General features: G+C 66.3%; 18 protein-coding genes and 2 pseudogenes. 13 read left to right on the top strand and 7 right to left on the bottom strand.

Going from position 1 to position 22,571, the window contains the following annotated elements; all coding sequences use genetic code 11:
• Positions 1–322: 322 nt before the first annotated feature.
• From AB4Y99_RS11620 to AB4Y99_RS11595, 6 genes and pseudogenes are all read right to left on the bottom strand, one after another.
• Complete coding sequence (locus tag AB4Y99_RS11620; RefSeq protein WP_441523413.1) at positions 323–1,438, bottom strand: CaiB/BaiF CoA transferase family protein; 1,116 nt, start codon at positions 1,436–1,438, stop codon at positions 323–325.
• Positions 1,439–1,551: 113 nt separating this feature from the next.
• Entirely contained in the window at positions 1,552–2,454 is a 903-nt protein-coding gene (locus AB4Y99_RS11615) for a LysR substrate-binding domain-containing protein (RefSeq protein WP_051987509.1), read from the bottom strand.
• Between the two features lie 34 nt (positions 2,455–2,488).
• Entirely contained in the window at positions 2,489–3,379 is an 891-nt protein-coding gene (locus tag AB4Y99_RS11610) for an ABC transporter permease (protein WP_441523412.1), read from the bottom strand.
• Positions 3,379–3,870 (bottom strand): annotated as a pseudogene (locus AB4Y99_RS11605) (ABC transporter permease); the annotation flags it as partial. The pseudogene AB4Y99_RS11605 and the gene AB4Y99_RS11610, both read right to left, overlap by 1 nt.
• A gap of 119 nt (positions 3,871–3,989) precedes the next feature.
• The gene (locus AB4Y99_RS11600) at positions 3,990–5,663 is read right to left on the bottom strand and encodes a peptide ABC transporter substrate-binding protein (protein WP_441523411.1); all 1,674 of its coding nucleotides are present in this window, start codon (positions 5,661–5,663) and stop codon (positions 3,990–3,992) included.
• Between the two features lie 75 nt (positions 5,664–5,738).
• Positions 5,739–6,887, bottom strand: coding sequence for an NAD(P)/FAD-dependent oxidoreductase (locus AB4Y99_RS11595; RefSeq protein WP_441523410.1), 1,149 nt, complete (start codon positions 6,885–6,887; stop codon positions 5,739–5,741).
• A 221-nt stretch (positions 6,888–7,108) separates the two neighbouring features.
• On the opposite strand from AB4Y99_RS11595, the gene AB4Y99_RS11590 reads away from it, so the two are divergent.
• From AB4Y99_RS11590 to AB4Y99_RS11575, 4 genes are read left to right on the top strand one after another with little or no spacing between them, the layout of a single operon-like run.
• Complete coding sequence (locus tag AB4Y99_RS11590) at positions 7,109–7,522, top strand: RidA family protein (protein ID WP_112762671.1); 414 nt, start codon at positions 7,109–7,111, stop codon at positions 7,520–7,522.
• Positions 7,509–8,864, top strand: coding sequence for an NAD(P)/FAD-dependent oxidoreductase (locus AB4Y99_RS11585; RefSeq protein WP_441523409.1), 1,356 nt, complete (start codon positions 7,509–7,511; stop codon positions 8,862–8,864). The genes AB4Y99_RS11590 and AB4Y99_RS11585 overlap by 14 nt, the downstream gene beginning before the upstream one ends.
• 39 nt (positions 8,865–8,903) lie before the next feature.
• Positions 8,904–10,418: an aldehyde dehydrogenase gene (locus AB4Y99_RS11580; RefSeq protein WP_441523408.1), complete on the top strand. Its 1,515-nt coding sequence runs from the start codon at positions 8,904–8,906 to the stop codon at positions 10,416–10,418.
• Between the two features lie 58 nt (positions 10,419–10,476).
• Positions 10,477–11,616 carry a serine hydrolase domain-containing protein gene (locus AB4Y99_RS11575; protein ID WP_441523407.1) on the top strand — a complete coding sequence of 380 codons (1,140 nt, stop codon included), beginning with the start codon at positions 10,477–10,479 and terminating at the stop codon, positions 11,614–11,616.
• 83 nt (positions 11,617–11,699) lie between these two features.
• Here the strand turns inward: AB4Y99_RS11575 and AB4Y99_RS11570 are convergent, their stop codons facing one another.
• The gene (locus tag AB4Y99_RS11570) at positions 11,700–12,728 is read right to left on the bottom strand and encodes a LacI family DNA-binding transcriptional regulator (protein WP_441523406.1); all 1,029 of its coding nucleotides are present in this window, start codon (positions 12,726–12,728) and stop codon (positions 11,700–11,702) included.
• 200 nt (positions 12,729–12,928) lie between these two features.
• On the opposite strand from AB4Y99_RS11570, the gene AB4Y99_RS11565 reads away from it, so the two are divergent.
• From AB4Y99_RS11565 to AB4Y99_RS11525, 9 genes and pseudogenes are all read left to right on the top strand, one after another.
• Complete coding sequence (locus AB4Y99_RS11565) at positions 12,929–14,158, top strand: pyridoxal phosphate-dependent aminotransferase (RefSeq protein ID WP_441523405.1); 1,230 nt, start codon at positions 12,929–12,931, stop codon at positions 14,156–14,158.
• A gap of 33 nt (positions 14,159–14,191) precedes the next feature.
• Positions 14,192–15,436, top strand: a complete 1,245-nt coding sequence (locus AB4Y99_RS11560) for an MFS transporter (RefSeq protein ID WP_441523404.1) — start codon at positions 14,192–14,194, stop codon at positions 15,434–15,436.
• Positions 15,437–15,438: 2 nt separating this feature from the next.
• On the top strand, positions 15,439–16,782 hold the full coding sequence (locus tag AB4Y99_RS11555) for an NAD(P)/FAD-dependent oxidoreductase (protein WP_441523403.1): 1,344 nt from the start codon (positions 15,439–15,441) through the stop codon (positions 16,780–16,782).
• Positions 16,782–17,711, top strand: coding sequence for a 2-hydroxyacid dehydrogenase (locus AB4Y99_RS11550; RefSeq protein ID WP_441523402.1), 930 nt, complete (start codon positions 16,782–16,784; stop codon positions 17,709–17,711). Before AB4Y99_RS11555 ends, AB4Y99_RS11550 begins: the two co-directional genes overlap by 1 nt.
• Positions 17,712–17,748: 37 nt before the next feature.
• Entirely contained in the window at positions 17,749–18,753 is a 1,005-nt protein-coding gene (locus AB4Y99_RS11545; protein ID WP_051987505.1) for an ABC transporter substrate-binding protein, read from the top strand.
• Between the two features lie 23 nt (positions 18,754–18,776).
• Positions 18,777–19,622 (top strand): ABC transporter permease, encoded by an 846-nt coding sequence (locus AB4Y99_RS11540; RefSeq protein WP_142021759.1) that lies wholly within the window; start codon positions 18,777–18,779, stop codon positions 19,620–19,622.
• 28 nt (positions 19,623–19,650) lie between these two features.
• Complete coding sequence (locus AB4Y99_RS11535; protein ID WP_441523401.1) at positions 19,651–20,433, top strand: ABC transporter ATP-binding protein; 783 nt, start codon at positions 19,651–19,653, stop codon at positions 20,431–20,433.
• A 300-nt stretch (positions 20,434–20,733) separates the two neighbouring features.
• Complete coding sequence (locus tag AB4Y99_RS11530; protein ID WP_441523427.1) at positions 20,734–22,320, top strand: ABC transporter substrate-binding protein; 1,587 nt, start codon at positions 20,734–20,736, stop codon at positions 22,318–22,320.
• Between the two features lie 133 nt (positions 22,321–22,453).
• Positions 22,454–22,571: pseudogene (locus tag AB4Y99_RS11525) on the top strand (ABC transporter permease); the annotation flags it as partial.

Genomic DNA, 22,571 nt, shown 5'->3' with positions numbered 1-22,571 from the left:
TGAGGTAATTGATGTTTAGGCGTCAATCTGTCTGTAAATGAAAATGAATAATGAAAATTACTTGTACCAATAATGCAACTAATACGTTTTAATTACTCAAAACAAATCATCAAAAACTTGTGACGACGTACAGAAGACGAGACAAGACGCCCCTCGATCTACGATACTTGTTGTATCCAGAGGGGTAGGCTTGGCGTCGATATCTTTTTCTAGAGGCCAGCCTCTAAAAAAGAGAGGCAGGGCAGTCCGCTTGCGTCCTGATGGCCAATGGCGTCGGCCAACGCCGCGATTCACCCGGCTGAAATGTCGGCCATGCCTCGTCTCAATCCTGCAGCACCCTATGCTCGCCGATGGCGGGAACCGGGCCGTATTCACGTCCAATGCCCGCCAGGACCAGGGCAGGAGCAGGTAGTTCAACCGGCCCCGCCGGCGTCTGGACAGTGATGCGTCGCAGATGCGGATGCTGCGATAGCCCGGCCATGTCGTTGACGCTGGCGAAGGCGATGTCGGCTTCGAGGAGGAGCCGGCTCGCTTCGCGTGCATCGAGCCTTGCGAAGGCCTCCGCGGTGATCCGATCGGTCTCGAGCCGGTTGCGGACGCGGTCGACATTCGTTGCGAAGCGCTGGTCGGTAACCAGATCCGGCTGCCGGAGGAACAGTTCGCAGAACTTGGCCCATTCCCGGTCGTTCTGAATCGACATCAATATTGGCCTGCCGTCGCGGGTGGCGAAGGCGCCGTAAGGTGCGATCGAAGGATGTGCCATGCCGATGCGCTGCGGCGGTCTGCCGCCTTCCTGGTGAAGCAACGGTACGGTCGACCAATCCGCCATCACATCAAACATCGAGATGTGGATATCGGCACCCTCGCCGGTGCTGCCCCGCGCGATCAGGGCTTCCAGGACCGCGGCATGCGCGGTGGCGCCGGTGGCGATATCGACGATGGAGATTCCGACGCGGGCCGGCTCCTCGGGGCCGCCGGTAATGGAGCATAATCCGGATTCGGCCTGGATCAGCAGGTCGTAGGCCTTGCGATCCGCGAGCGGGCCGTTCTCGCCATAACCGGTGATCGAGCAGCAGATCAGGCCGGGATGTCGCACACGCAGCTCTTCGGTCGCGAAACCCAGCCTGGCGAGCGCACCGGATTTCAGGTTCTGCACGAGGATGTCGGCCTGTGCGATCAGTCCCGCGAGCTTGGCTTTGTCCTCCGGCGCGGAGAGATCGAGGACGAGCGATTCCTTGCCCCGGTTCAGCCACACGAAGTAGCTGCTTTGACCGTTGGCGACATCATCGTAGCGTCGGGCGAAATCGCCCTCCGGCCGCTCGATCTTGATGACGCGTGCCCCCGCATCGGCGAGGCGCGAGGTGCAAAACGGAGCGGCGACGGCTTGCTCGATAGCCACCACGAGAACGCCTTCCAGCGGGGAACGGGCAGAAGCCATCGAAGCCACCTCGGTCAGTCAAACTTGTCCTGACGGTCAGATAGCTGCCCGATCCCCCTTGTCGTCGATGGCCGTTTTGCGAAGCTCGCCTCTAAAGATCAGAGGCAGGCCGTTCACGATGCGTAACGGCGAACCAGCTCCCGGGCGCCTTCGATCTCGCTGCAGATCCAATCCTCGACCACCACGACCTCGCGCCGGCGGCGCATCTCGGGCGGCCGGACCAGATAATAGGAAAAGCCGGTCGGGACGGCCTTGCGCATCGGCGTGACGAGCCGGCCGGACTGGATCGCCTGGTGCGCCAGGACGACGTCGGTCATGGCGACCCCAAGGCCGCATTCGGCCGCGCTCAACGCCATGTCCAACGCATCGAAGTCGAGGCCGCCACGTGCATCGAGGCCGGTTCCCGATTTCTCCGACCACGTCACCCAGTCCTGCCGGTCCGGCAGGGGATGGAGCAGGGTCGCGCCTGCCAGATCGGTCTCGCCGTCAGCATGCCCCGCCAGGTAATCCGGCGCGCAGACCGGCAGGATCCATTCCTGATAGAGTTCCGTCGCGCAGTCCTGAGGCCAGTTGCCAATGCCGTAGCGAATGCCGAGGTCGGCATCATTGTCGTTGAGCGTCATGTCGTTGAGACGCGTATGGACATTCACCTTGATCAGAGGGTGCCGCTCCTGGAACGTCCTGAGCCGCGGCAGCAGCCAGCGTAGTGCGAAGGTCGGTAGCACCTTGATCGTGACCGCGTTGCGCTCGTTCCGGAACGGATCGATGGCGTTCGCGATGTGGTCGAACGCTTCTTTCACGCTGAGTGCGAGCCTGCGGCCCTCGTCGGTGATCTCGAGCCCGTTGTGGCTCCGGATGAAGAGGGGGGCGCCGAGTTGGTCCTCCAGGATCTTGACCTGACGGCTGACGGCACTCTCGCTGACGTTCAGGATGAGCGCGGCCTTCTTGATGCTGAGTTGGGCCGCCACGATCTCGAAGCAACGCAGTGCGTTCAGGGACGGCAATCTGCGGCTCATTTCGGCCTCCTCAGCGGAACTTCAGCTATCCTTTTCAGGGCAGATCCATTCTCGGATCAAGCGCATCGCGCAGTCCGTCGCCAACGAAATTGAAAGACGTCACGGCGAGCGTGATGGCGATGCCGGGAAAAATGGCGAGCCAGGGCGCGCTGGTGAGATAGCTCTGCGCGCTTTCGAGCATATTGCCCCAGCTCGGCGTCGGCGGCTGGATGCCGAAGCCGAGGAAGGAGATGTAGCTTTCGGCGAGGATCGCGTGGGCGACGTTCAAGGTCGCCGCGACGATGATCGGGGCGATGGCATTGGGCAGCAGTTCGCGGAACATGATGCGGCTGTGCGATGCGCCAAAGGAGACAGCGGCCTGCGCGAACTCGCGCGTCTTCAACGCACGGATCTGCGCCTCGACAACGCGAGCAACTTCCATCCAGGAGGTTGCCGCAATCAGTATCACGATCGAGGCCACAGAGGGCTGGATCAAGGCCGAGATGGCGAGCAGCAGGAAGATCGAGGGGAAGCACAGCATCGCATCGACGAAGCGCATCAGCGCGGCGCCCACCAGGCCTTCGTAGAAGCCCGCGACAAGGCCGATGCAAATGCCGATCGCCATGGCGATCATCATGGCCGAGAAGCCGACCGCGAGCGAAATCCGCCCCGCCATGAGCAGGCGTGCGAGGATATCGCGACCGAGCGGATCGGTCCCGAGGATGTGCGGACCCGTGAAGGGCAGAGCGAAACGGGCTCGAATGTCGATATATGTGTCGGTGTAGGGCAGCAACCACGGCCCGATCACGCAGGCCAGCGTGAGGGCGACGATCGCCGTTGTGCCGAAGACAGCGAGCTTGTGGCGGCGGAAGCGCCTGAAGCCCGGACTATTCCAGAGCCGCTCGGGCGGCAGCACGGCGGCCCGGTCGAGATCACTGACGCTCATCAACCGCTCCTCGAAATGCGGGGATCGGCGATGCCGTAGAGCAGGTCGGCGATCAGAGAGCCGAGCAGGACGAGCACGGCGCTCAACATCAAGACGCCCATCACGACCGGATAGTCGCGATAGCTGATCGAATCGAGGAAGAGCCGCCCCATGCCGGGCCAGGTGAAGACGGTTTCGGTGACGAGGGCACCGGAGAGCAGCATCGGCACATGCAGGCCAGTGATGGTGATCATGGGCAGCAATGCGTTGCGAAAGGCGTGGCGGACCAGGATCGAGCGCTCGGAGAGGCCCTTGGCGCGGGCGGTGCGGACATAATCCTGATTGATCACCTCGAGCATGGAGGAGCGCATATACCGGCTCCAGACCGCGGTGGAGACCAGCGCGAGCACCATGACCGGCCCGATCAGATGGTGGATCTGGTTGAGCAGGGAGCCGTCCCCGATGGTGTAGCGGTTACCGGATGGCAGCCAGCCAAGCCCGACCGAGAAGATGCAGGATAGCGAAGCCGATCATCGAGACGATGAAGAGCAACAGCACGGCCTGCCCGAAACGGCGCAGAAGAAAGGCGCTCAAGATCTTGTCATCCTCGCGGGTCCGGTCAGATACGGGCTCAGCCAGCCCAGTACCAGTCGCGCATGTTCCAGCAATTGGACGAGCAATTGATGTTGGCCGCGAAGCCGGCCAGCCCGTCCTTGACCCCTTCGGCCATGACCGACTGATAGACCGGCAGCAAGACGAGATCGTCGCGAACGATGCGCTGGACCTGTCCGTAGGTCTTCCTGCGCTCCTGCTGGTCGAACTGGCTGGAGCCGAGTTCCAAGAGCCGGTCGAGTTCCGGGTTCTGATACTGGTAGGTATTCAGCCCGGCGCCATGCTTGGCGGGGATCGAGCGGCTGCCGAAGCGCGGCGTCACGTCCGGATCGTTGCCGATCATGAAGTTGGAGCCGACGGTCACGGATTCGAATTTCGACTTCTGCCAGAACTCGCCCCAGATCACGGCCGCCGGCATGTTGGATATCCGCATTTCCGCGCCGATCTGCCCCCAGTCCTGCTGCAGGAGCTGCTGCGACTGCTCGCGCGCCGGATTGCCGGTCGTGGTCGAATTGGAGAAGGAGAGGCGCTGCCCGTTCTTCTGCCGGATGCCGTCCGCGCCGCGTTTCCAGCCTGCCGCATCCAGCAGCGCGTTGGCCCTCGCTGGGTCGTGCTTGTGCACCGGAAGATCGGGCTCGAAGGCCCATGACTCGCGAGGCAGGAAGGATTCGGTCGCAACTGGCAGCCCATAATAGATGGCGTCGATGCGGGCCTGCTTGTCCATCGCCAGGTAGAGGGCTTCCCGGACGGGCTTTTCGGCGAAGGGACCGAATTCGAGATTGAGCGCGATGTGCTCGATGAAAGGTGTCGGCGAACGGATCACGCGGGGTCCCTTCAGCGCCTCGGCTTCCTTGGCGAAGTGAGCGGGAATGCCGCCAATGCCGAGATAATCGACCTGGCCGGTCCTGAACTGGGTGTAGAGCGCAGTCAGATCAGGAATGTATTTGAAGACGATACGTTCGAGGTAAGGGCCGGCGCCATGATAGGCGGGGTTGGCGTGCAGCAGCGCGCGGTCGCCAGCGACACGCTCGCCCCAGCGGAACGGGCCGGTGCCGACGGGCGCGCTATTGAAGGGCGCGGTATTCGGATCGCTTGCCTTTCCGAGAATATGCGCAGGCGTGATGAAGGTCAGCGCCAGGATAGACAGATAGGGTGAGTAGGCGCGCTCCATGCGCCAATGGATCTCGTCGGGCGCGACGACGACGATGTCCTTGACGAGGCTGTGACCGACCCGGTTACGCGCGCGGAAACCGGGCGTGTTGATCAGGTCGAGCGTGTACTTGACGTCCTCGGCGGTGAACGCCGTTCCGTCATGCCATTTCGCGTCGCCTCTAAGCTTGATCTTCCAGGTCAGCCCGTCGGCCGAGATGCCGCCATTGGCGACGCTCGGCACTTCGCGGGCGAGATCCGGAACGAAGCGGCCTGCCGGGTCGATGAACCAGAGCGGGCTGAAGAGCTGCCACCAGACGCCCTGATCGACCTCGCTGCCGGGCATCAGCGGATTGAAGACCGTGGGTTCCTGGGAAATGCCGGCGATCACCTGGCCTCGCGGCTTGGCGGGCGGCGCGGCGCCCTTGCCCTGAGCGTGCGCACCGGCGTTTGGCGCCAGCACGGCGCCCGCGCCGGCGCCGAGAGCCAGCGCCATCAGATCGCGGCGGCGAAATGTCATTCCACGCGAGTCGTATTCGGTCATGATATCCCCTCGTTTTTGACGGGCTGTCTTCAGCCTCGTGATCGTGGACGGCGCGGGTCGGCCGCATGTCCGGTCCTATGTCGCGATAACCCTCAAGCTCTCGCGTTCCGGCGAGAGGTCTTCACTGGCGACGCCAAGTTGCGTGATCGCTTCCGGCAACGGTGCCCCGGCGACGAGGGCAGCGATGGATTGCCCCATGGCTGGGGAAGTCAGGATGCCGCAGCCGCCCTGGCCCGCCAGCCAGAAGAAACCGGGAGCGTCCTCGCGCATGCCGGCTACGGGATTGCGATCCCTGGCGAAGCTGCGCAACCCCGCCCACTGGCTGATCGGGCGGCCAATGCTCAAGCGGGTGTCGCGCTCGATATTCTCGATCGCCTGGGCGACATCGATGTCCTCGGGATAGGCGTCGGACGGAGCGACGGGCACTGCGTCGGCGAGGCTGCCCATCAGGCAGCCCGGCTCCGGCTTCACATACCAGTCGTAGTCGATGGAGCCGACATGCGGCCAGCTACGCGTGTCGAAATCCTTCTGAAGGGCGAAGGTGAACGCGGTGCGCCGATGCGCGACGATGCCCAGCGGGGCGAGCCCGGCCATGGCCGCCACCTCATCCGCCCAGCCGCCGGCTGCATTGACCACCGCGTCGGCGAGGATGTCGCCGCCGGCCCAGGTCAGACGCCAACGATTTCCCTCGCGTACGATCCCTTGAATATCGCTGCGCGTCGCAAGAACAGCGCCGGCAGCCTTCGCTCCGCGCAGATAGCCCTGCAGCAGCACGTCGACGTCGATATCCATCGCGCCCGGTTCGTAGACGCCGAGGTCGAGCTTTTCCGGCCGAAGCGCAGGAAACAGGGCGAGCGCCTCGTCCCGGCCGAGGCGGTCGGCACGGGCGCCGACGGAAGCGAGATTGTCTTCGAGCCGCCTGAGCGTCGCCTCCTGCTCTCGACGCCCCACCGTCAGGCAGCCACGCGGAGACAAAATCGGCTGCTCGGAGAAGCCTTCCGGCGGCGCCTCGAAAAAGGCTCGGCTCGCCTGCGCCATCCGCCGCATCGTCGTGGCGCCRATGCCGACCGTGAACTGTGCGGCGGTGCGGCCGGAGCTGTGATAGCTGAAATGCTCTTCCCGCTCGATCAGCGCGACCGAGCCGTGCCGAGCCAGAAAATAGGCGGCGGAAGCCCCGGCAATTCCACCTCCGACGATTGCGACGTCCACCCGCATCGAACCCATGCCACTCCCGCTTCGGAATGGGCGAGAGCCAGATCCGGTTCTCGCCCGTATCGACAACGTCACCGCGAACCCCGCTTGTCGATTTCAATTTTGAGAAGCCGAACCCTGAAAAACGACGGCGTCCCCCGAATTCCTCGGCCTCCGCCTCGAATTATTGAAATCGACAGCGCCCCTGCCTCCGTTGCCTTTGAGACGTCACGACAACCGAGGCGAGAGCGACCATGGCATTCACCACGACCCAGCGGCATGGCCGGCGCCTGATCTCCTCAGGCAGCAGTTTCGAGGCTGCCTATAGCTACAGCCGCGCCGTCGTGGTCGGCTCCCACATCATGCTGTCGGGCACCACCGGCTACGATTATGCCGCCGAAACCCTGGCAGGCGGCGCCGCCGAGCAGACCCGCCAGCTTTTCCGCAATGCCGAGCTCGCTTTTGCCCAGGTTGGAGCAACGCTCGCCAATGTCGTCCGCGTCCGGATGTTTATTGCGCGGCCCGAGGACTACGAGGCCGTCATGGCGGTGTTCGCCGAGGCATTTCGCGGCGTGGACCCGGCCTGCACCACCGTCCAGGCCGGCCTGTTCGATCCGGAAATCCGGGTGGAGATGGACATGGACGCCTTGCTCGATGTCGCTGCTTAGTCTCACCGCCCATGTGCCGGACGACGTGCTCGCGCAGCTTGCGCCTGGGCGTGCCGCCTTGCCGGACCGGGTCGATGCCGTGGTGGTCGGCGGCGGAATTGTCGGCTGCGCCTCCGCCTACTATCTCGCGCGTGCCGGGCTCTCGGTCGCGCTGGTCGAGCGCGACGCTGTCTCTTCACAGCAGTCGGGCCGAAACTGGGGCTTCGTCAGGACGCAGTATCGCGATCCGCTTGAACTGCCTCTCGCCATAGAGGCGCTCACGATCTGGTCTGATCTCGAGACCGAACTCGGCGAGCGCGTGGGCTGGCGCCGGACCGGTTGCGTCTTCGTCGCCGAAACGGAAGCCGAGAACGATACGTTCGAACGCTGGGTGGAGAAAACGAGGTCGGTTTCCGGCCAGGCGCGCATGCTTTCGTCCCGGCAGACAAAGGCGCTCATGCCGGCACTTTCGAAGCCTGCGAAAGGCGCGCTCTTCACGGAGACGGACGGACAAGCCGAGCCGGCCATGGCCACAACCGCCTTCGCGCGAGCAGCGATCCGGGCTGGCGCACAGATCGTCGAGAATTGCGGTGCGTTCGCGGTCGAGCGTGCCGCGGGCGGCGTGACCGGCGTCCTGACCGAGCATGGCCGCATCGCCTCCAACATCGTGGTCTGCGCGGCCGGAGCGCAGAGCCATCGCCTGCTGGCGCCACTCGGCCTCGGCCTTCCGCAGCAGACCGTACGCAGCACTGTCTCTTTGACGGCGCCCCTGCCGCCCCTCAGCGACCCCTGCTTCTGCGGTTACGGCATCGGATTGCGGCAGCGGGCGGATGGCTCCTGCATCATTGCAGCCGATTCCTGCTCCGACATCGACATCACGCTCGATTCCATGCGGGCGATGCGCTTCTTCCTACCGGAGTTCATGCGTCATCGCAGCGGCTTTTCCCTGCGGCTGGGCCGTCCCTTCCTCGATGATCTGCATCAGCGGCTCGTCGTGCCGCCGTCGGAACGCGCGGCGGCTGGGCGCCGGCCATGGATCCCTGCCAATCGTGACCGCGCAGACCGGACGCGGGAAGCCGTGCAGGACATTTTCGGGACGGACGACAGGCTGACCATCGTCAAGTCCTGGGCCGGATTGATCGATGTGCTGCCGGATGCGTTGCCGGTGCTGGACGCACCCGATGCCCTGTCCGGCCTGATCGTCGCGACCGGCTTCTCCGGCCATGGCTTCGGCCTCGGGCCAGCCGTGGGCCGGCACGTCGCGCGGCTCGCGAAAGGTGAGAAGCCCGACGCCATCCTCACTCCCTTGCGTCTGGAGCGCTTCACCCGCGGCACCTATGCCCGCGCCCACGCTCCGCTCTGACCAGTCCGTCCACCTTCGAAAGCCACCCCGGAGCCGCCGATGACGCTTGCAACGACCGCCGATCACCGCGCCATCGCAGCCGGCCTCTCCTTCGAGGGCCGCGCCTTCATCGCCGGCCGTTTCGTTGCGGCGGCGGGCGGCGAGATGATGGAGACGGTGAACCCCGCGACGGGTGAGGCGTTTGCGTCTGTTGCCAGCGGCCAGGCTAAGGATATCGACCGTGCGGTCGCGGCGGCTCGCACGGCGTTTCGCGACGGAGCGTGGTCGCGTTCTGCGCCGGAACGGCGCAAGGCCGTGCTCCTGAAGCTCGCTGACCTCATCCGTGCCAACGCGGCCGAGCTTGCCGTTCTGGAGAGCCTCGACAGCGGCAAGCCGATCCGGGACTGCGTGAAGGAGATCAGCATCGAGGTCCCGGATACCCCGCAATGGTATGCCGAGCTGATCGACAAGAGCTTCGGCAAGGTCGCCCCGACCGGCGAGGACGCGCTCGCCCTCATAACGCGCGAGCCGATCGGCGTCGTCGGCGTGATCCTTCCCTGGAACTTCCCGTTGCTCATGGCGGCCTGGAAGCTCGGCCCGGCGCTGGCCAGCGGCTGCTCCGTCGTGGTCAAACCCGCCGAGCAGACTTCGCTCTCGGCCCTCAAACTCGCGGAGCTCGCAGCGGAAGCCGGCCTGCCGGACGGCGTGCTCAACATCGTCCCGGGTCTCGGCGAGACGGCCGGCCGGGCGCTCGGGCTGCATCCAGACGTGGACGCGATTTCCTTCACAGGTTCCACCGAGGTCGGCAGGCTCTTCCTGCGCTATGCCGCCGACAGCAACCTCAAGGCCATCGGGCTCGAGATGGGGGGCAAGAGCCCCTTGATCATCCTCGACGATGCCGATCTGACGCCGGAACTGATCGAGCATGCGGTGACCGCCGCCTTCTGGAATGGCGGGCAGAACTGCTCCGCCAACATGCGCCAGATCGTCGCCCGCAGCCGRCAGGAGGAGTTTCTGTCGCTCGTCACGGAACGGGCGCGGGCGCTTGTCGTCGGCGACCCGCTCGATCCCGCGACGGATCTCGGCCCGATGGTCACTGCAGAGCATCGCGCACGCGTGCTCGATTTCATCGAGATGGGCACGGGCGACGGTGCGCGCTGTGTCCTGCCCGCGGATCCAGCTCTTGCGACCCGGCCGGGCAGTTTTCTGGGCCCCACGGTCTTCGCCGAGCTTTCGCCCGGGATGACGATCGCACGGGAAGAGATCTTCGGCCCCGTGCTCGGCGTGCTGCCGGTCGATGGGCCCGAACAGGCGCTCACCATCGCCAATGACAGCGCCTACGGGCTCCACGCGACGGTGTTCACCCGAGACATTGACCGCGCGCTGTTCATGGCGCGGCGTCTCGCCTGCGGGACGGTTGCGATTAACGGCTTCACCGAGGGGGATATCAAGACGCCCTTCGGTGGCTATCGGCAATCCGGCTCGCTTGCTCGCGACAAGGGCACCGAGGCGATGGCGCAGTATCTCCAGACGAAGACAAGCTGGATCAACCTCAAGTCGCCGGCTATCGGCTGAATCACAACGGCGGTCCGGCGGGCATTCCTGTCTCGCATTTTACAGTGGACGAACACCCATGAGCATCGACGAGACAAAACGCAGTCAGCTGATGCGCTTCTTCGATGGAACCCTGCTTCCGGACGAGTTGGTTGCAACCATGTCAGCAGACCAGGGTTGGTTCCCATCGCGAGTCATACGGCGTGGCGGCGAGGTGAAGGCGTTGAAGCGCGCGCCGTCCGGGTTGCCGCCGCTTGCGATTCAAGATCATGGCCGCAGCTTCGACCTCTACGACTACCTCTCCGTCAACCGGATCGCCGGCTTGCTCGTCATGAAGGACGACGCGGTCGTCGCGGAGCATTATGGGCTCGGCATCGGGCCGGAGACACAATGGAACTCCTGTTCGCTCGCGAAATCCGTCGCCGCGACGCTGGTGGGTATCGCGCTGAAGGAAGGCGCGATCGAAAGCCTCGACGATCCCGTCACGCGCTACATGCCGCTCGGCGGAGTCTACGCGCAGGTATCGATCAGGCAGTTGCTGCGATTGGCATCCGGCGTACGCTGGCGTGAAGATTATACCGATCCGACATCCGACCGGCGGCAGTTGCTTGATATCCAGTGCCGCTGGGAAGAGGGCGGCATCGCCCGGCACATGGCATCATTGCCGGCTGCAACGCCGGCCGGAGAATCCTGGGTCTACAACACCGGCGAATCCTATTTGATTGGCCTCCTCATGCAGAACGCGACCGGGATGAACCTCGCGGACTACTGCAGCGAGAAGCTCTGGTCGCGGCTCGGGATGGAGGCCGATGCGAGCTGGTGGTCGGAAAGTCCGGAGGGAATGACGATCTCCGGCAGCGGCATGCACGCGACCTTGCGAGACTACGGCCGCTTCGGCCAGTTCGTGCTGGATGAGGGCCGCATCGGCGATGACAGATTGCTGCCCGACAACTGGAATGCGGAGGCCGGTGCTGCTTTCAACATAGGGGATAAGACGATCCCCTATGGCTATATGTGGTGGATCCCCGTGCTCCCGGACGCGCGTCTCGCAGGTAGTTTCCAGGCTGAGGGCATCTACGGCCAGCATATCCACATCAACCCACGCGAACGCCTTGTCGTCGTTGTGCTCTGCGCTCGCTCGAAGCCGAGTTTCCGACAGCGGCTCGAAATCAACGACGACGCCTTCTTTGCTGCGCTTGCAGACGCTCTCCAAAAATAACGCGTCTCCTGCCGGTTTCGTTTTGCCAGGTGGGCCAAGCGCACAGTCGGTGTTCCTCTGCTGGATGCCGGTTGACCGGGACGTCAACGCCTCGGGAGCCCGTCATACGGTCGACCTCTGACCACCAGCGAGACCGGCAGGCGCACGCAGCGCGGCGCTCTTGGCTGGGGATCGCGTATCCGGTCGAGCAACATCTCGGCGGCGTGGCGACCCATCTCCGCGCGATCCCAGGACAGGGCCGAGATCGGCGGCGTGCCGAGTTCGGCAAGGTCGGAATCGCTTCCGGCGACGAGGTCGATATCCCGCCCCGGCTGCAGGCCGTTGCTGCGCAGCGCGCGCAGCGTGCCGGCGAGCATGTCCATCGCTGCGACGAACAGCGCGGTCGGCCGGTCGGCCGTCGAGAGAAGCGCGCAGGTTTCACGGAAGGCGATCTCGTTGGACAGGGCGTGGTCGCGGATGAGAGCCTCGTCGACCGCGACCCCGCGCTGCGCGTGCACGCGTCGGTATCCGGCGATGCGGCTGCGAGAGGGATAGGCGGCCGGGTCGCCGACGATCATGCCGATGCGCCTGTGCCCCAGTGACATCAGGTGCTGGACGGCCTGCTCGGCCCCCGATTGATGGTCGGCCATCACGCGGTCGACATCTGGCAGCAATTCGCGGTCGATCAGGACGATCGGCATCGGCGCGCGGGCGATCGTCTCGGCCAGTTCGGCATCGGCCTCGTCGCTCATCGTCATCATGACGCCCTCGACGCGCCGCTGCGCGAAGCCACGTAACAGGGCGAGTTCGACATCCTTCTCGTTCGAGGTGCTGGCCAGCAGCAGCGTGTAGCCGGCGCGGCGGAACACCCCCTCGGCCGCTTTCACATAGCTGGCGAAGGCGGGAATATCGAAGTCGCGGATCGCGCAGGCGACCATCTTCGTGCGGGCGTTGCGCATGCTGCCGGCGACCGCGTCGCGCTGATAGCCCAGTGCCTTGATCGCCTCCTGCACGCTCTTGCGAGCCTGCGGCGTCACCGAGGGGTGGTCGTTGAGGACGCGCGAGACGGTTCCGAGCGCGAGGCCGGCCCTGGCCGCCACGTCCCGGATCGTCGCCTTCTTGATGCCCGTCATCGCCTCGCCCCGTCTCTCGCCGCCATCCTGACACGGGCGCGGAGTCCGGCCCAAGCGTCCCTCTGCCTTAATCCCGCGCGTCAGGCTGCCTGTTGAGGCAGCGATTGCAAGACATTTGCGCAGCGGATTTGGAACCGGTTCATTGACTCTGATCTCGCATATGCAAGCATTTGGATAGCATTGATTTAGGATTGATGAACATGTTCCAGAGCGCTGAACGCCTCGGCCGGGTGAAGGCCTCTCCGACAGTCGTCCTGAACGGCAAGGTCGCCGAGCTCGCCGCGCGGGGCCGCGACGTGCTCAGCCTCGTGGCCGGCGAGCCCGATTTCGACACGCCCGATCACATCAAGCAGGCGGCGAAGGCCGCCATCGATCGCGGTGAGACCAAATACACCGCCGTCGACGGCACGCCGGCGCTGCGCAAGGCGATCGCCGGCAAGTTCGAGCGCGAGAACGGGCTCTCCTATGCGCCGCACGAGATCATCGTCGGCTCGGGCGGCAAGCAGATCGTCTACAACGCGCTGATGGCCACCCTCTCCGCCGGCGACGAGGTGGTGATCCCCGCGCCGTACTGGGTTTCCTATCCGGAGATCGTGCTGCTGGCCGAGGGGACGCCGGTCATCGTTCCGTGCCTGGCCGAAAACGGCTTCCGACTCGACCCGCAGGCGCTGGATGCCGCGATCACGGATCGCACGCGCTGGCTTATTCTGAACTCGCCCTCGAACCCCTCCGGCGCGGCCTATTCGCATGACGAACTCGCGGCGCTCGCTGCCGTGCTGATGCGCCATCCCAAGGTCTGGATCCTGACCGACGACATCTACGAACACCTGACCTATGGCGGCTTCCGCTTCTCGACCATCGCCGCCATCGAGCCGCGGCTGCGCGAGCGGACGCTGACGATGAACGGCGTCTCCAAGACCTATTGCATGACCGGCTGGCGCATCGGCTATGCCGGCGGGCCGAAGCCGCTGATCCGGGCAATGTCGGCGATCCAGTCGCATTCCACCACCAACGCCTGCTCGATCAGTCAAGCCGCCGCCGTCGCGGCCCTTGAGGGCCCGCAGGATTTCATCGCGGGCCATGTCGCCGCCTTCGAGCGCCGCCGCGACAGGATCGTCGCCGGGCTGAACGCGGTGGAGGGGCTGTCCTGCCGCGTGCCCGAGGGGGCCTTCTATGCCTTCCCGTCCTGCGAGGCGCTGCTCGGGAGGCAGGCCCCGGACGGACGCCTCGTCGCGACCGACGAGGATTTCGCGCTCTATCTGCTCGACGCTGCCGGTGTCGGGCTGGTCCATGGCTCGGCCTTCGGCTGCCCCGGCCATATCCGGCTCTCCTATGCGGCCCCCGACGAAATGCTCGACCGCGCCATCGAGCGAATCGGAACCGCATGCGCCGCACTCCAGCCTGCCCCGCCGATGCGGGCGCGTGCCTGAGCCCGACCAGACGAGCCCTTGGGAAACGAGCCCGTGCCAGCTTCGCCATGCCAACTGTCGGAACGCAGCCTCGTCGCGCTTCTCGCGGCAGTTGCCTTCGTCGTGGCGCTGAACGCGACCGTGATGTTCCCGCTCGGCCCCTTCCTGGTGGCGGAGATCGGCGGCAGGGCCGATGCGCTCGGCTATCTCGGCGCGGTCTATTCGCTGTCGGCGGCCCTGGGCGGCCTCGTCGCGTCCTTCGTGCTCGATCGCTTCGATCGCCGCGAGGCCCTGGCGGCTTGCGCCGTCGTGTTCACGCTCGCAACAGTCGCGAGCGCCGCCGCCCCCGGCATGGTGGCGCTGATGGCGACGCGCGCCGTGGCGGGCTTCGCAGCCGGGCCGCTCTGGGGCCTGCTGGTCGCGATCGCCAGCGACGTCGTCCCGCTGCAGCGACGCGGCCTCGCGATGAGCCGCCTCGTCGGTACCTATGGGCTGGCACTCGTACTCGGCCTTCCGGTGGGGACGCTGCTCGCGGCCCTTCCCGGCGGCTGGCGCTGGGCACTGCTGGCCCTGGCGATGGGCGGGGGCGCGATCTCGGCCGTGACCGCGATCGCGATCGGCCCCCGGCGCGAGCATCTCGCCGCAGCCAAGGCGCGACCGTCCGGCCTGGCCTGGCGCGGCGTCCTGCGGTTGATCGCCGGCGAGCCGAGCCTGATCGCCTTCCTGCTGATCGCCGCTTCGTCCTTCTCGGCCCTGCTGGTCTCGCCCAACCTGCCGGTCTTCGTGCTGGGCAATACCGGGCTCGGCGCTACCGGCCTTTCAGCCGTCTATCTGCTGGGTGGGGCGCTGACCCTGGCCGTCGTGCCTCTGGCCGGCCGCACGAGCGACCGTTTCGGCGCATTGCCGGTCGCGGTGGCGGCTGCGCTCGCGACGACGCTCGTGCTCGGCTCAGCCTTCCTTGGTGCGGCGCCGCTGCTGCCGGCCCTGCCGGTGCTGGCCATGGTTCTGGTGATGCAGCTCGTGCGCAGCACGGTCAGCCAGGGCTCGGCCACCCGCGTGCCGCTTCCCGCGGAGCGTGCCGCCTTCCAGTCGCTCGCGGCCGCCGTCACAAATCTCGCCCAGGCTGTGGGCGCCGGCACGGCGCCGCTGCTGCTCAGCATCAGGCCCGATGGCCGGCTCGCGGGCATGGACCGCGTCGCCTGGCTTGCCATCGCCGCGTCCTGGACCGCCCCGCTGCTGCTGATGCGGCTCGAGACCGTGCTCCGCCGACGCGGCCTGCCGCCCGTGACGGAGGCATGATCATGGCGCGGCGTCACGACCTCCTCGCGACTTCGCTGCCGCTCACCTATGCGGGTTGCGGCGAGCCGGCATTTGCCGGCGATCCGCTGCGTGGCGAGGCACGAGCCGATGTCGTCGTCATCGGCGCCGGCATCACCGGTGCGAGCGCGGCGTTCCATCTCGCCGAAGCCGGCGCGCGCGTGCGCCTTCTGGAGGCCGAGCGGGTCGGCGCGGGCGGCAGCGGCCGTGCCTTCGGACAGGTCGTGCCCTATCYGCGCACGGAGCCCGCGAGGACCGTGTCGGATCTTGGAGCCGAAGCCGGCGAGAGGTTGATCGCGACGGCAGCCGGGACGCCCGCCCTCGTCGCGGAACTCGTCTCCCGCCACGCCATTGCCTGCGATCTCGATGCGAGCGGCCTGATCTTCGCCGCCCATTCCGCCGGCGGCTCCGTCGTGTTGCGCGAGCGGCGGGATGTCTGGGCGGCTCGCGGGGTCGCGCTTCCCCTGCTCGACATGGAACAGACTCTGGCCGCGATCGGAGGCGGCAGCTACCGTGCAGCCCTGGTCGAGCCGCGCGGCCTCTCGCTCAATCCGCTCGCCTATGCGCGGGGGCTTGCGCGCGCCGCTTCGGCTGCCGGTGCGACGCTGCACGAGCGCAGCCGCGTCGTCGACATGTCCAGCAGCCACGGCGGCTGGAGGGTCGAGACGACTGAAGGACGCATCGCCTGCGACACGCTGGTCGTCGCGGCCGGTGTCGCGATCGGCGGCATCCTGCCGGAGCTGCGCCGCCGCATCCTGCCCTTCCGCGTTCACGAGGCGGCGACCGCACCGCTCTCGGCCGATGCGCTCGCGGGTATCCTCCCGCGCCAGCGCGCGCTCACCGATACGCGCCGGCTCCCTTCCGGCGTCAGGCGCACCGGCGATGGCCGCCTCGTCGTCACGCTGTCGGGGCCTGCGGGCGGCGGACGAGCCGGCGATCTGGGGGGCGGGCTCGCGCGGCTTCGCGTGCTGTTTCCCCATGTCGACGTCACCGCCTTCGCGGAGAGCTGGTCCGGCTGGGTCGATCTCGCGCCCGACCAGTATCCGCGCCTCATCGAGCCGCGCCCCGGCCTTTTCGTCGGCTACGGCCTCAGCGGACGCGGCCTCGGGCTCGGGACCGCACTCGGCCAGGCCCTGGCGCGACGTGCCCTAGGCAGCCGAGCCGATGAGACATCCTTTCCGGGCATGGCCGGCCGGCCGCAGCGCTGGTTGCCGGGTTCCAGCCTCGCGGTCGCTGCAGCCGCGGCCTCGATCCGCCGCATCGACGCCTGGCCGGCGCGCCAGGCCGACGCCCCACGGCTTCCAACCAGCAACGGACCGCGACCCTGATGGCTATTCTCACCTGGCTCCATAACGCCTATGGGCGCGACCTGATCGAGGGCGTCCGCGCCGCGCTGCCGGGCGAGGACATCCGCGAATGGCCCGATGCCGGCGACCCCGACGAGATCGACATCTGCTTCATCTTCCGCATGCCGCATGGCTTCCTCAAGCCGTTCCGCAATCTCAAGCTGATGTCGGCGACCGGCGCCGGGATCGACCACTACCTCCTCGATCCCGACTTCCCGAAAGGGATCGCGATGGTGCGGATCGTCGACCAGGATTTCGCCGCGCGCATGGCCGACTACGTCCTGACCTGGACCTTCTTCCATCATCGCGACGTCGCGCATTTCCTAGCCGCCCAGTCGCGCCATGACTGGGCCTACAAGATCATGCGCTCGGCCCATGAGCTCCGCGTCGGCGTGATGGGGCTCGGCCAGATGGGCCGGCTGGCGGCGGAGCGCCTGGCCGGCGTCGGCTACGACACCGCCGCCTGGTCGCGCTCGCTCCACGAAGTGCCGGGCGTCACCTGCTTCGCCGGCGCGGAGGGCTTCGGCGCGTTTCTCGCGCGGACGGAAATCCTGATCAACCTGCTGCCGCTGACGCAGACGACGCGCGGCATCCTGAGTGCCGGGACCTTCGCGCAGATGCCGCCGGGCGGCGTCGTGATCTCGGCGGGACGCGGCGGCCATCTCGTCGAGGCCGATCTCCTCGCCGCGCTGAACGACGGAACGCTGCGCGCCGCCACGATCGACGCCTTTCCCGTCGAGCCGCTGCCGAAGGACAGCCCGCTCTGGGAGACGCCGAACCTCTACGTCACCCCGCACTGCTCATCGACCGCGAGCCTGGCAACCATCGTCGACACCTTTGCCGAGAACGTCCGCCGCTTCCGCGCCGGGGCCGAGCTTCTGAACGAGGTCGACACCGTCGCCGGCTACTGAACTCCACCCCGCACACCAGCACGACAGGAGAGCGACCATGACCAGACTGCGTTTCCTCGCCAAGGCAGCGTTCACGGCCGCTTTCGGCCTGGGCCTCGTCGCCGTCCCTGCCGCCGGCATCGCCCAGGAGGCCAAACGGCCCAAGCTCGACTTCGCGGGCTCGGTGACCTGGCTCGGCATGGTCCCCGTGCTGCTCGCCGTCGACAAGGGCTATTTCACCGAGGCCGGACTCGATGTCAGCCTGCAGGTGGTGCTGAATTCGAGCGACCGGGTGCGCGCGCTCACCGCCGGCTCCGTTGCTTTCAGCAATCTTGGCCGCACCACGGTGCTGAGCGAAATGGCGCGCGGCAACACCTCCTTCTACTACTTCGCCAATATCGACGATTCGCCCGGAAGCGAGGGCTGCTGGGCGCGCTCGGGCTTCAAGAGCTTCGCCGATCTGAAGGGCAGGAAGGTCGCAGCCAACACCTCGGCCGAGATCACCATGGCGGGGCTGCTCGCCAAGGCCGGGCTGAAATCCTCCGACATCTCCTACGTCAACCTGCCACCCAACGAGATGCAGCTCGCGCTCTCGCGTGGCGATGTCGATGCCGCCTGCATATGGCAGCCGATCCTCGACGGGCTGAAGAAGGCGGTGCCGGACGGCGTGTTGCTCGGCACCGACAGGGATACCGACATGTTCCAGCGCTTCGGCACGATGTCGGCGCCCGACATCATGATCATCTCGCGCAAGCTGGTGCAGGAGGATCCGGCCTCGGCCGGCAAGCTCGCCGCCGCCGTGATGAAGGCGGCCGACTTCGTCAACGCCAACCCGGAAGAGACGGCGAAGACGGTCGCCCACTACTTCCGCCAGCCGCCGGAGACCGTCCTCGCCGGCATCAGGGGCTTTACCTATTACGGCACCAAGGACTGGCCCGAGCACATGCGCAGGCATGGCGCGCAGATGGACCATCTCGCGGGCTGGCTCGCGGAGAACGGCAAGATTCCGATGAAGCCGGATGTGAAGGCCTGGGAGAACACCAGCTTCGTGCCGAAGCCTTGATCCAAAAGCGAGGAGCCGTGCCGATGTCGACGCCAGCCACCAGCGATCTCGTCTTGCCCGCCGCCGCCAGCCCCGGCGAACGCCCGAAATGGCGCTGGCCGCGCCTCGGCCGGCCGGTCCTGCTGCTCAACCTGCTTGGCATCTTCTCGCTCTACGGGCTTTGGGCGCTGGCGACCGAGTCCGGCTTCGTCTCGCCCCTGTTCTTCCCTTCGCCCTCGATGGTGGCGGCCGAGGCGCAGAGCATCGCCGGCACGGCCGATCTCTGGATGTCGATCGCCGCGTCGTCCCGGCGCGTCTTCATCGGCTTCGGGCTGGCAACGCTTGTCGCCGTGCCGCTTGGCATCCTGATGGGCGCCTGGTGGCCGGCCAAGGCCGTGATCGACCCGCTGATCTCGCTGCTCCGTCCTCTGCCCTCGATCACCTGGATTCCGCTGACGATGCTCTGGCTCGGCATCGGCGAGGGCCAGAAGATCGCGATCGTGTTCATGGGCTCCTGGATCTACATCCTGCTCTACACGGTCGAGAGCACCAAGCGGGTCGATCCGCTGCTGGTGAAGGCCGCACGCAATCTCGGCGCCGGCAACCTCGCCGTGATGCGCGAGGTCGTACTGCCGGGCTCGCTGCCCGGCATCCTGGCCGGACTGAAGGTCAGCCTCGCCATCGCCTGGTCCTGCGTGCTCTCGGCCGAGATGGTCGCGGCCCAGACCGGGCTCGGCGCGCTGATCTGGTCGGCCAAGGACTGGGGCAACATGCCGCTCGTCCTGGTCGGCATGGTCTGCATCTCCGCGACCGTCCTGATCGCCGATCTCCTGGCGAACCGGCTTGAGGCCTGGCTTCTGCCCTGGGAACGCCACCGGCGGCTGAATTGAAGCGAGAGATACGGAAGGGAGACGAGAGATGAGCACGATCCTGTCCGCACGCGGCGTCTCGAAGCGCTTCGCCGGCCACCAGGGCAGCGGCGGCGTGCTGGCGCTCGACGCCATCTCGCTCGAGGTCCGCGAGGGCGAATTCCTCTGCTTGCTCGGCGCGTCCGGCTGCGGCAAGTCGACCCTGCTCAACATGTTCGCGGGCTTCGTCGCGCCGAGCGGTGGCGAGATCCGCCTGCGCGACGAGGCGATCACCGGCATCGACCCGCGCTGCGGCATGGTCTTCCAGTCCTATGCGCTCTTTCCCTGGAAGAYGGTGCGGGAGAACGTCGCCTTCGGCCCCAAGATGAAGGGCATCGGCCGGGGCGAGCGGCGCGACATCGCCGAACGGTTCCTGGCCATGGTCGGGCTGTCGGGCTTCGCCGGGCATTATCCCGTCGAGCTCTCCGGCGGCATGCAGCAGCGCGTCACGCTGGCGCGCTGTCTCGCCGCCAACCCCGAGGTGATGCTGATGGACGAACCCTTCGCGGCGCTGGACGCGATGACCCGCGAGGTGCTGCAGGGCGAGCTGATGYGCATCCAGGCCCAGAGCGGCAAGACCATCGTCTTCGTGACGCACAACATCGACGAGGCCCTGGTGATGGCCGACCGCATTGTCGTGATGTCGCCGCGTCCCGGCCGCATCGCCGCGGTGATCGACAACGACCTGCCGCGCCCGCGCGACATCGAGGCTCAGTCGCTCCCCGCCTATGCCGCGCTCAAGCGACAGGTCTGGAATCTGATCGCTGGCGACCTTATGGCCCATGCCGCTTGAGTCGATCGTAAGATCGCCTATTCCATAGGCATTTTTTGTTCATTGCATACAATGTGGGATGAAGCGCTCGCCAAAGCGCGTTTTTCCCAAGGGATTTCAATTCACTATCTGCTGGCACGCTACGTGCTTCGGCAGCGCCATGTGCGCCGCCGCTGAACCGCCTTCACGCCCGAGCCCCGTCAGAGCCGCCATGCGCCGCGACTGCGCTCTCGCGATAGCCGAAAGCGCGGTCTGCGGGCCCGCCTCCGAAGATCCGGCGCGTCACGACATCCGATTGGCAAAACCAGGGGTTTCCGAGTGATGATCACACGCCGCACCGCCATCGCTGCAGGTCTCGCGGCGCCATTCGTGGCGCGAAGCCAGGCACGAGCCCAGGCCGTGGGCCGGGCTGAAACCCTGCTGCTGGTTCAGGAGTACGGGCCGAACAGCCTCGACATGCAGGGCATCGGCTCCTCGCAGCCTGTCAATGGCGTCGCGTTGAATTGCTATGACCGCCTGCTGCGCTTCAAGCCGGTGCCGATCCCCGGYGGCGGCGGGAACACCATCTCGATGGGCGAACTCGAAGGCGAATTGGCCGAGAGCTGGCAGGTTGCCTCCGACGGCATGAGCTGCACCTTCAAGCTGCGCGACGCCACCTTCCATTCCGGCCGCAAGGTCACGGCGACCGACGTCAAATGGTCGCTCGACCGCGCCTGCACGATCGGCGGCTTCGCCACGACGCAGATGAATGCCGGCTCGCTGGAAAAACCCGAGCAGTTCGTCGTCGTCGATGAGAAGACGTTTCGCGTCGATTTCATCCGCAAGGACAAGATGACGCTGCCCAACCTCGCGGTCACGATCCCCTTCGTCTTCGACTCCGAGCTCGCCATCAAGAATGGCGGTGGCGACCCCCATGCCAAGGAATGGCTGAAGAACAACATCGCCGGCTCCGGCGCCTACAAGGTCGAGAGCTGGAAGCCCGGTGTGGAGACCATCTACGTCCGCAATGACGACTGGAAATGCGGAAAGCTGCCGCAGCTGCGCCGCATCATCGCGCGCGACATCGCCTCGCCMTCGACCCGCCGGGCCCTGATGGAGCGCGGCGACGCGGATGTCTCGTACGGTTTGCCGCCGAAGGACTTCAAGGACCTGCTCGATGCCGGCAAGGTCAATGTCGTCGGCGTTCCGATCCCCAACGGCGTCTGGGGTTGCTATCTCAACACGCAGGTCGGCCCGTTCAAGGACGTGCGCCTGCGCCAGGCCGTAGCCTGGGTGATGCCCTATGAGAAGATCCTCCAGGCCTCGCTGTTCGGCCGTGGCGTCTCGATGGCGGGCGGGACTGATCCCAAGGTCGCCTGGCCGCAGCCCTTCCCCTACACCTCCGACGTTGCCAAGGCGAAGGCCCTGGTCGATGCGGCCGGCGGCCCGTTCTCGACGACGCTGTATTTCGACGCCGGCAACGCCACCGTTGCCGAGCCGATGGCGGTGCTGATCAAGGAAGCGCTCGCCGCGATCGGGATCACTGTCGAGATCAACAAGGTTCCGGGCGCGAACTTCCGCACCGAGATCGCCAAGAAGACCAATCCGATGGTGCTGAACCGCTTCGCCGGCTGGCTCGACTATCCCGATTACTATCTGTTCTGGACGATGCACGGCAACAACTCGATCTTCAACATCGCCGCCTACCAGAATCCGGCGCTGGACAAGCTCGTCGATGCCGCGCGCTTCGCGCCCGACAAGGCCTCCTACGACGCCAACGTCATCGACTTCGTCAAGCTGGTGGAAAACGAGGTGCCGATGGTGCCGATCAACCAGCCGACCCATGACGTCGCGCTGCAGAAGGCGATTGGCGGCTACCAGTTCCAGCCCTGCCGCGAGCCGGACTTCCGCTACCTGACCAAGGGGTGAGGCGGCACCGTCGCGCCGCGATGCATGATGCTCGGGCGCAGACCCGAGCATCTCCCGCTCAGGATTCTCGGGCCTGCGCTTCGCTCCGCCCGATGATGAGGACGAGGCCGAACGCCACGAAGGAGGCTCTCCCATGCTGCGCATGATCGGCCAGCGTCTGATGACGACGATCCCCTCGGTCATCGGCGTGATCATCGTCACCTTCCTGCTGACGCGGGTGCTGCCGGGCGATACCGCGGCCTATTTCGCAG

Source organism: Allobosea sp. TAB14 (genome assembly GCF_052113865.1).
Taxonomy (GTDB): Bacteria; Pseudomonadota; Alphaproteobacteria; order Rhizobiales; family Beijerinckiaceae; genus Allobosea; species Allobosea spartocytisi.
The sequence above is the reverse complement of the archived record's forward strand: the minus strand, read 5'-3'. Positions and strand labels throughout refer to the sequence as shown.

Coding starts and splice junctions, on each gene's coding strand:
- AB4Y99_RS11620 (WP_441523413.1), bottom strand. CDS start 1,438: ATGGCTTCTGCCCGTTCCCCGCTGGAAGGCGTTCTCGTGGTGGCTATC.
- AB4Y99_RS11615 (WP_051987509.1), bottom strand. CDS start 2,454: ATGAGCCGCAGATTGCCGTCCCTGAACGCACTGCGTTGCTTCGAGATC.
- AB4Y99_RS11610 (WP_441523412.1), bottom strand. CDS start 3,379: ATGAGCGTCAGTGATCTCGACCGGGCCGCCGTGCTGCCGCCCGAGCGG.
- AB4Y99_RS11600 (WP_441523411.1), bottom strand. CDS start 5,663: ATGACCGAATACGACTCGCGTGGAATGACATTTCGCCGCCGCGATCTG.
- AB4Y99_RS11590 (WP_112762671.1), top strand. CDS start 7,109: ATGGCATTCACCACGACCCAGCGGCATGGCCGGCGCCTGATCTCCTCA.
- AB4Y99_RS11585 (WP_441523409.1), top strand. CDS start 7,509: ATGTCGCTGCTTAGTCTCACCGCCCATGTGCCGGACGACGTGCTCGCG.
- AB4Y99_RS11575 (WP_441523407.1), top strand. CDS start 10,477: ATGAGCATCGACGAGACAAAACGCAGTCAGCTGATGCGCTTCTTCGAT.
- AB4Y99_RS11570 (WP_441523406.1), bottom strand. CDS start 12,728: ATGACGGGCATCAAGAAGGCGACGATCCGGGACGTGGCGGCCAGGGCC.
- AB4Y99_RS11565 (WP_441523405.1), top strand. CDS start 12,929: ATGTTCCAGAGCGCTGAACGCCTCGGCCGGGTGAAGGCCTCTCCGACA.
- AB4Y99_RS11550 (WP_441523402.1), top strand. CDS start 16,782: ATGGCTATTCTCACCTGGCTCCATAACGCCTATGGGCGCGACCTGATC.
- AB4Y99_RS11545 (WP_051987505.1), top strand. CDS start 17,749: ATGACCAGACTGCGTTTCCTCGCCAAGGCAGCGTTCACGGCCGCTTTC.
- AB4Y99_RS11540 (WP_142021759.1), top strand. CDS start 18,777: ATGTCGACGCCAGCCACCAGCGATCTCGTCTTGCCCGCCGCCGCCAGC.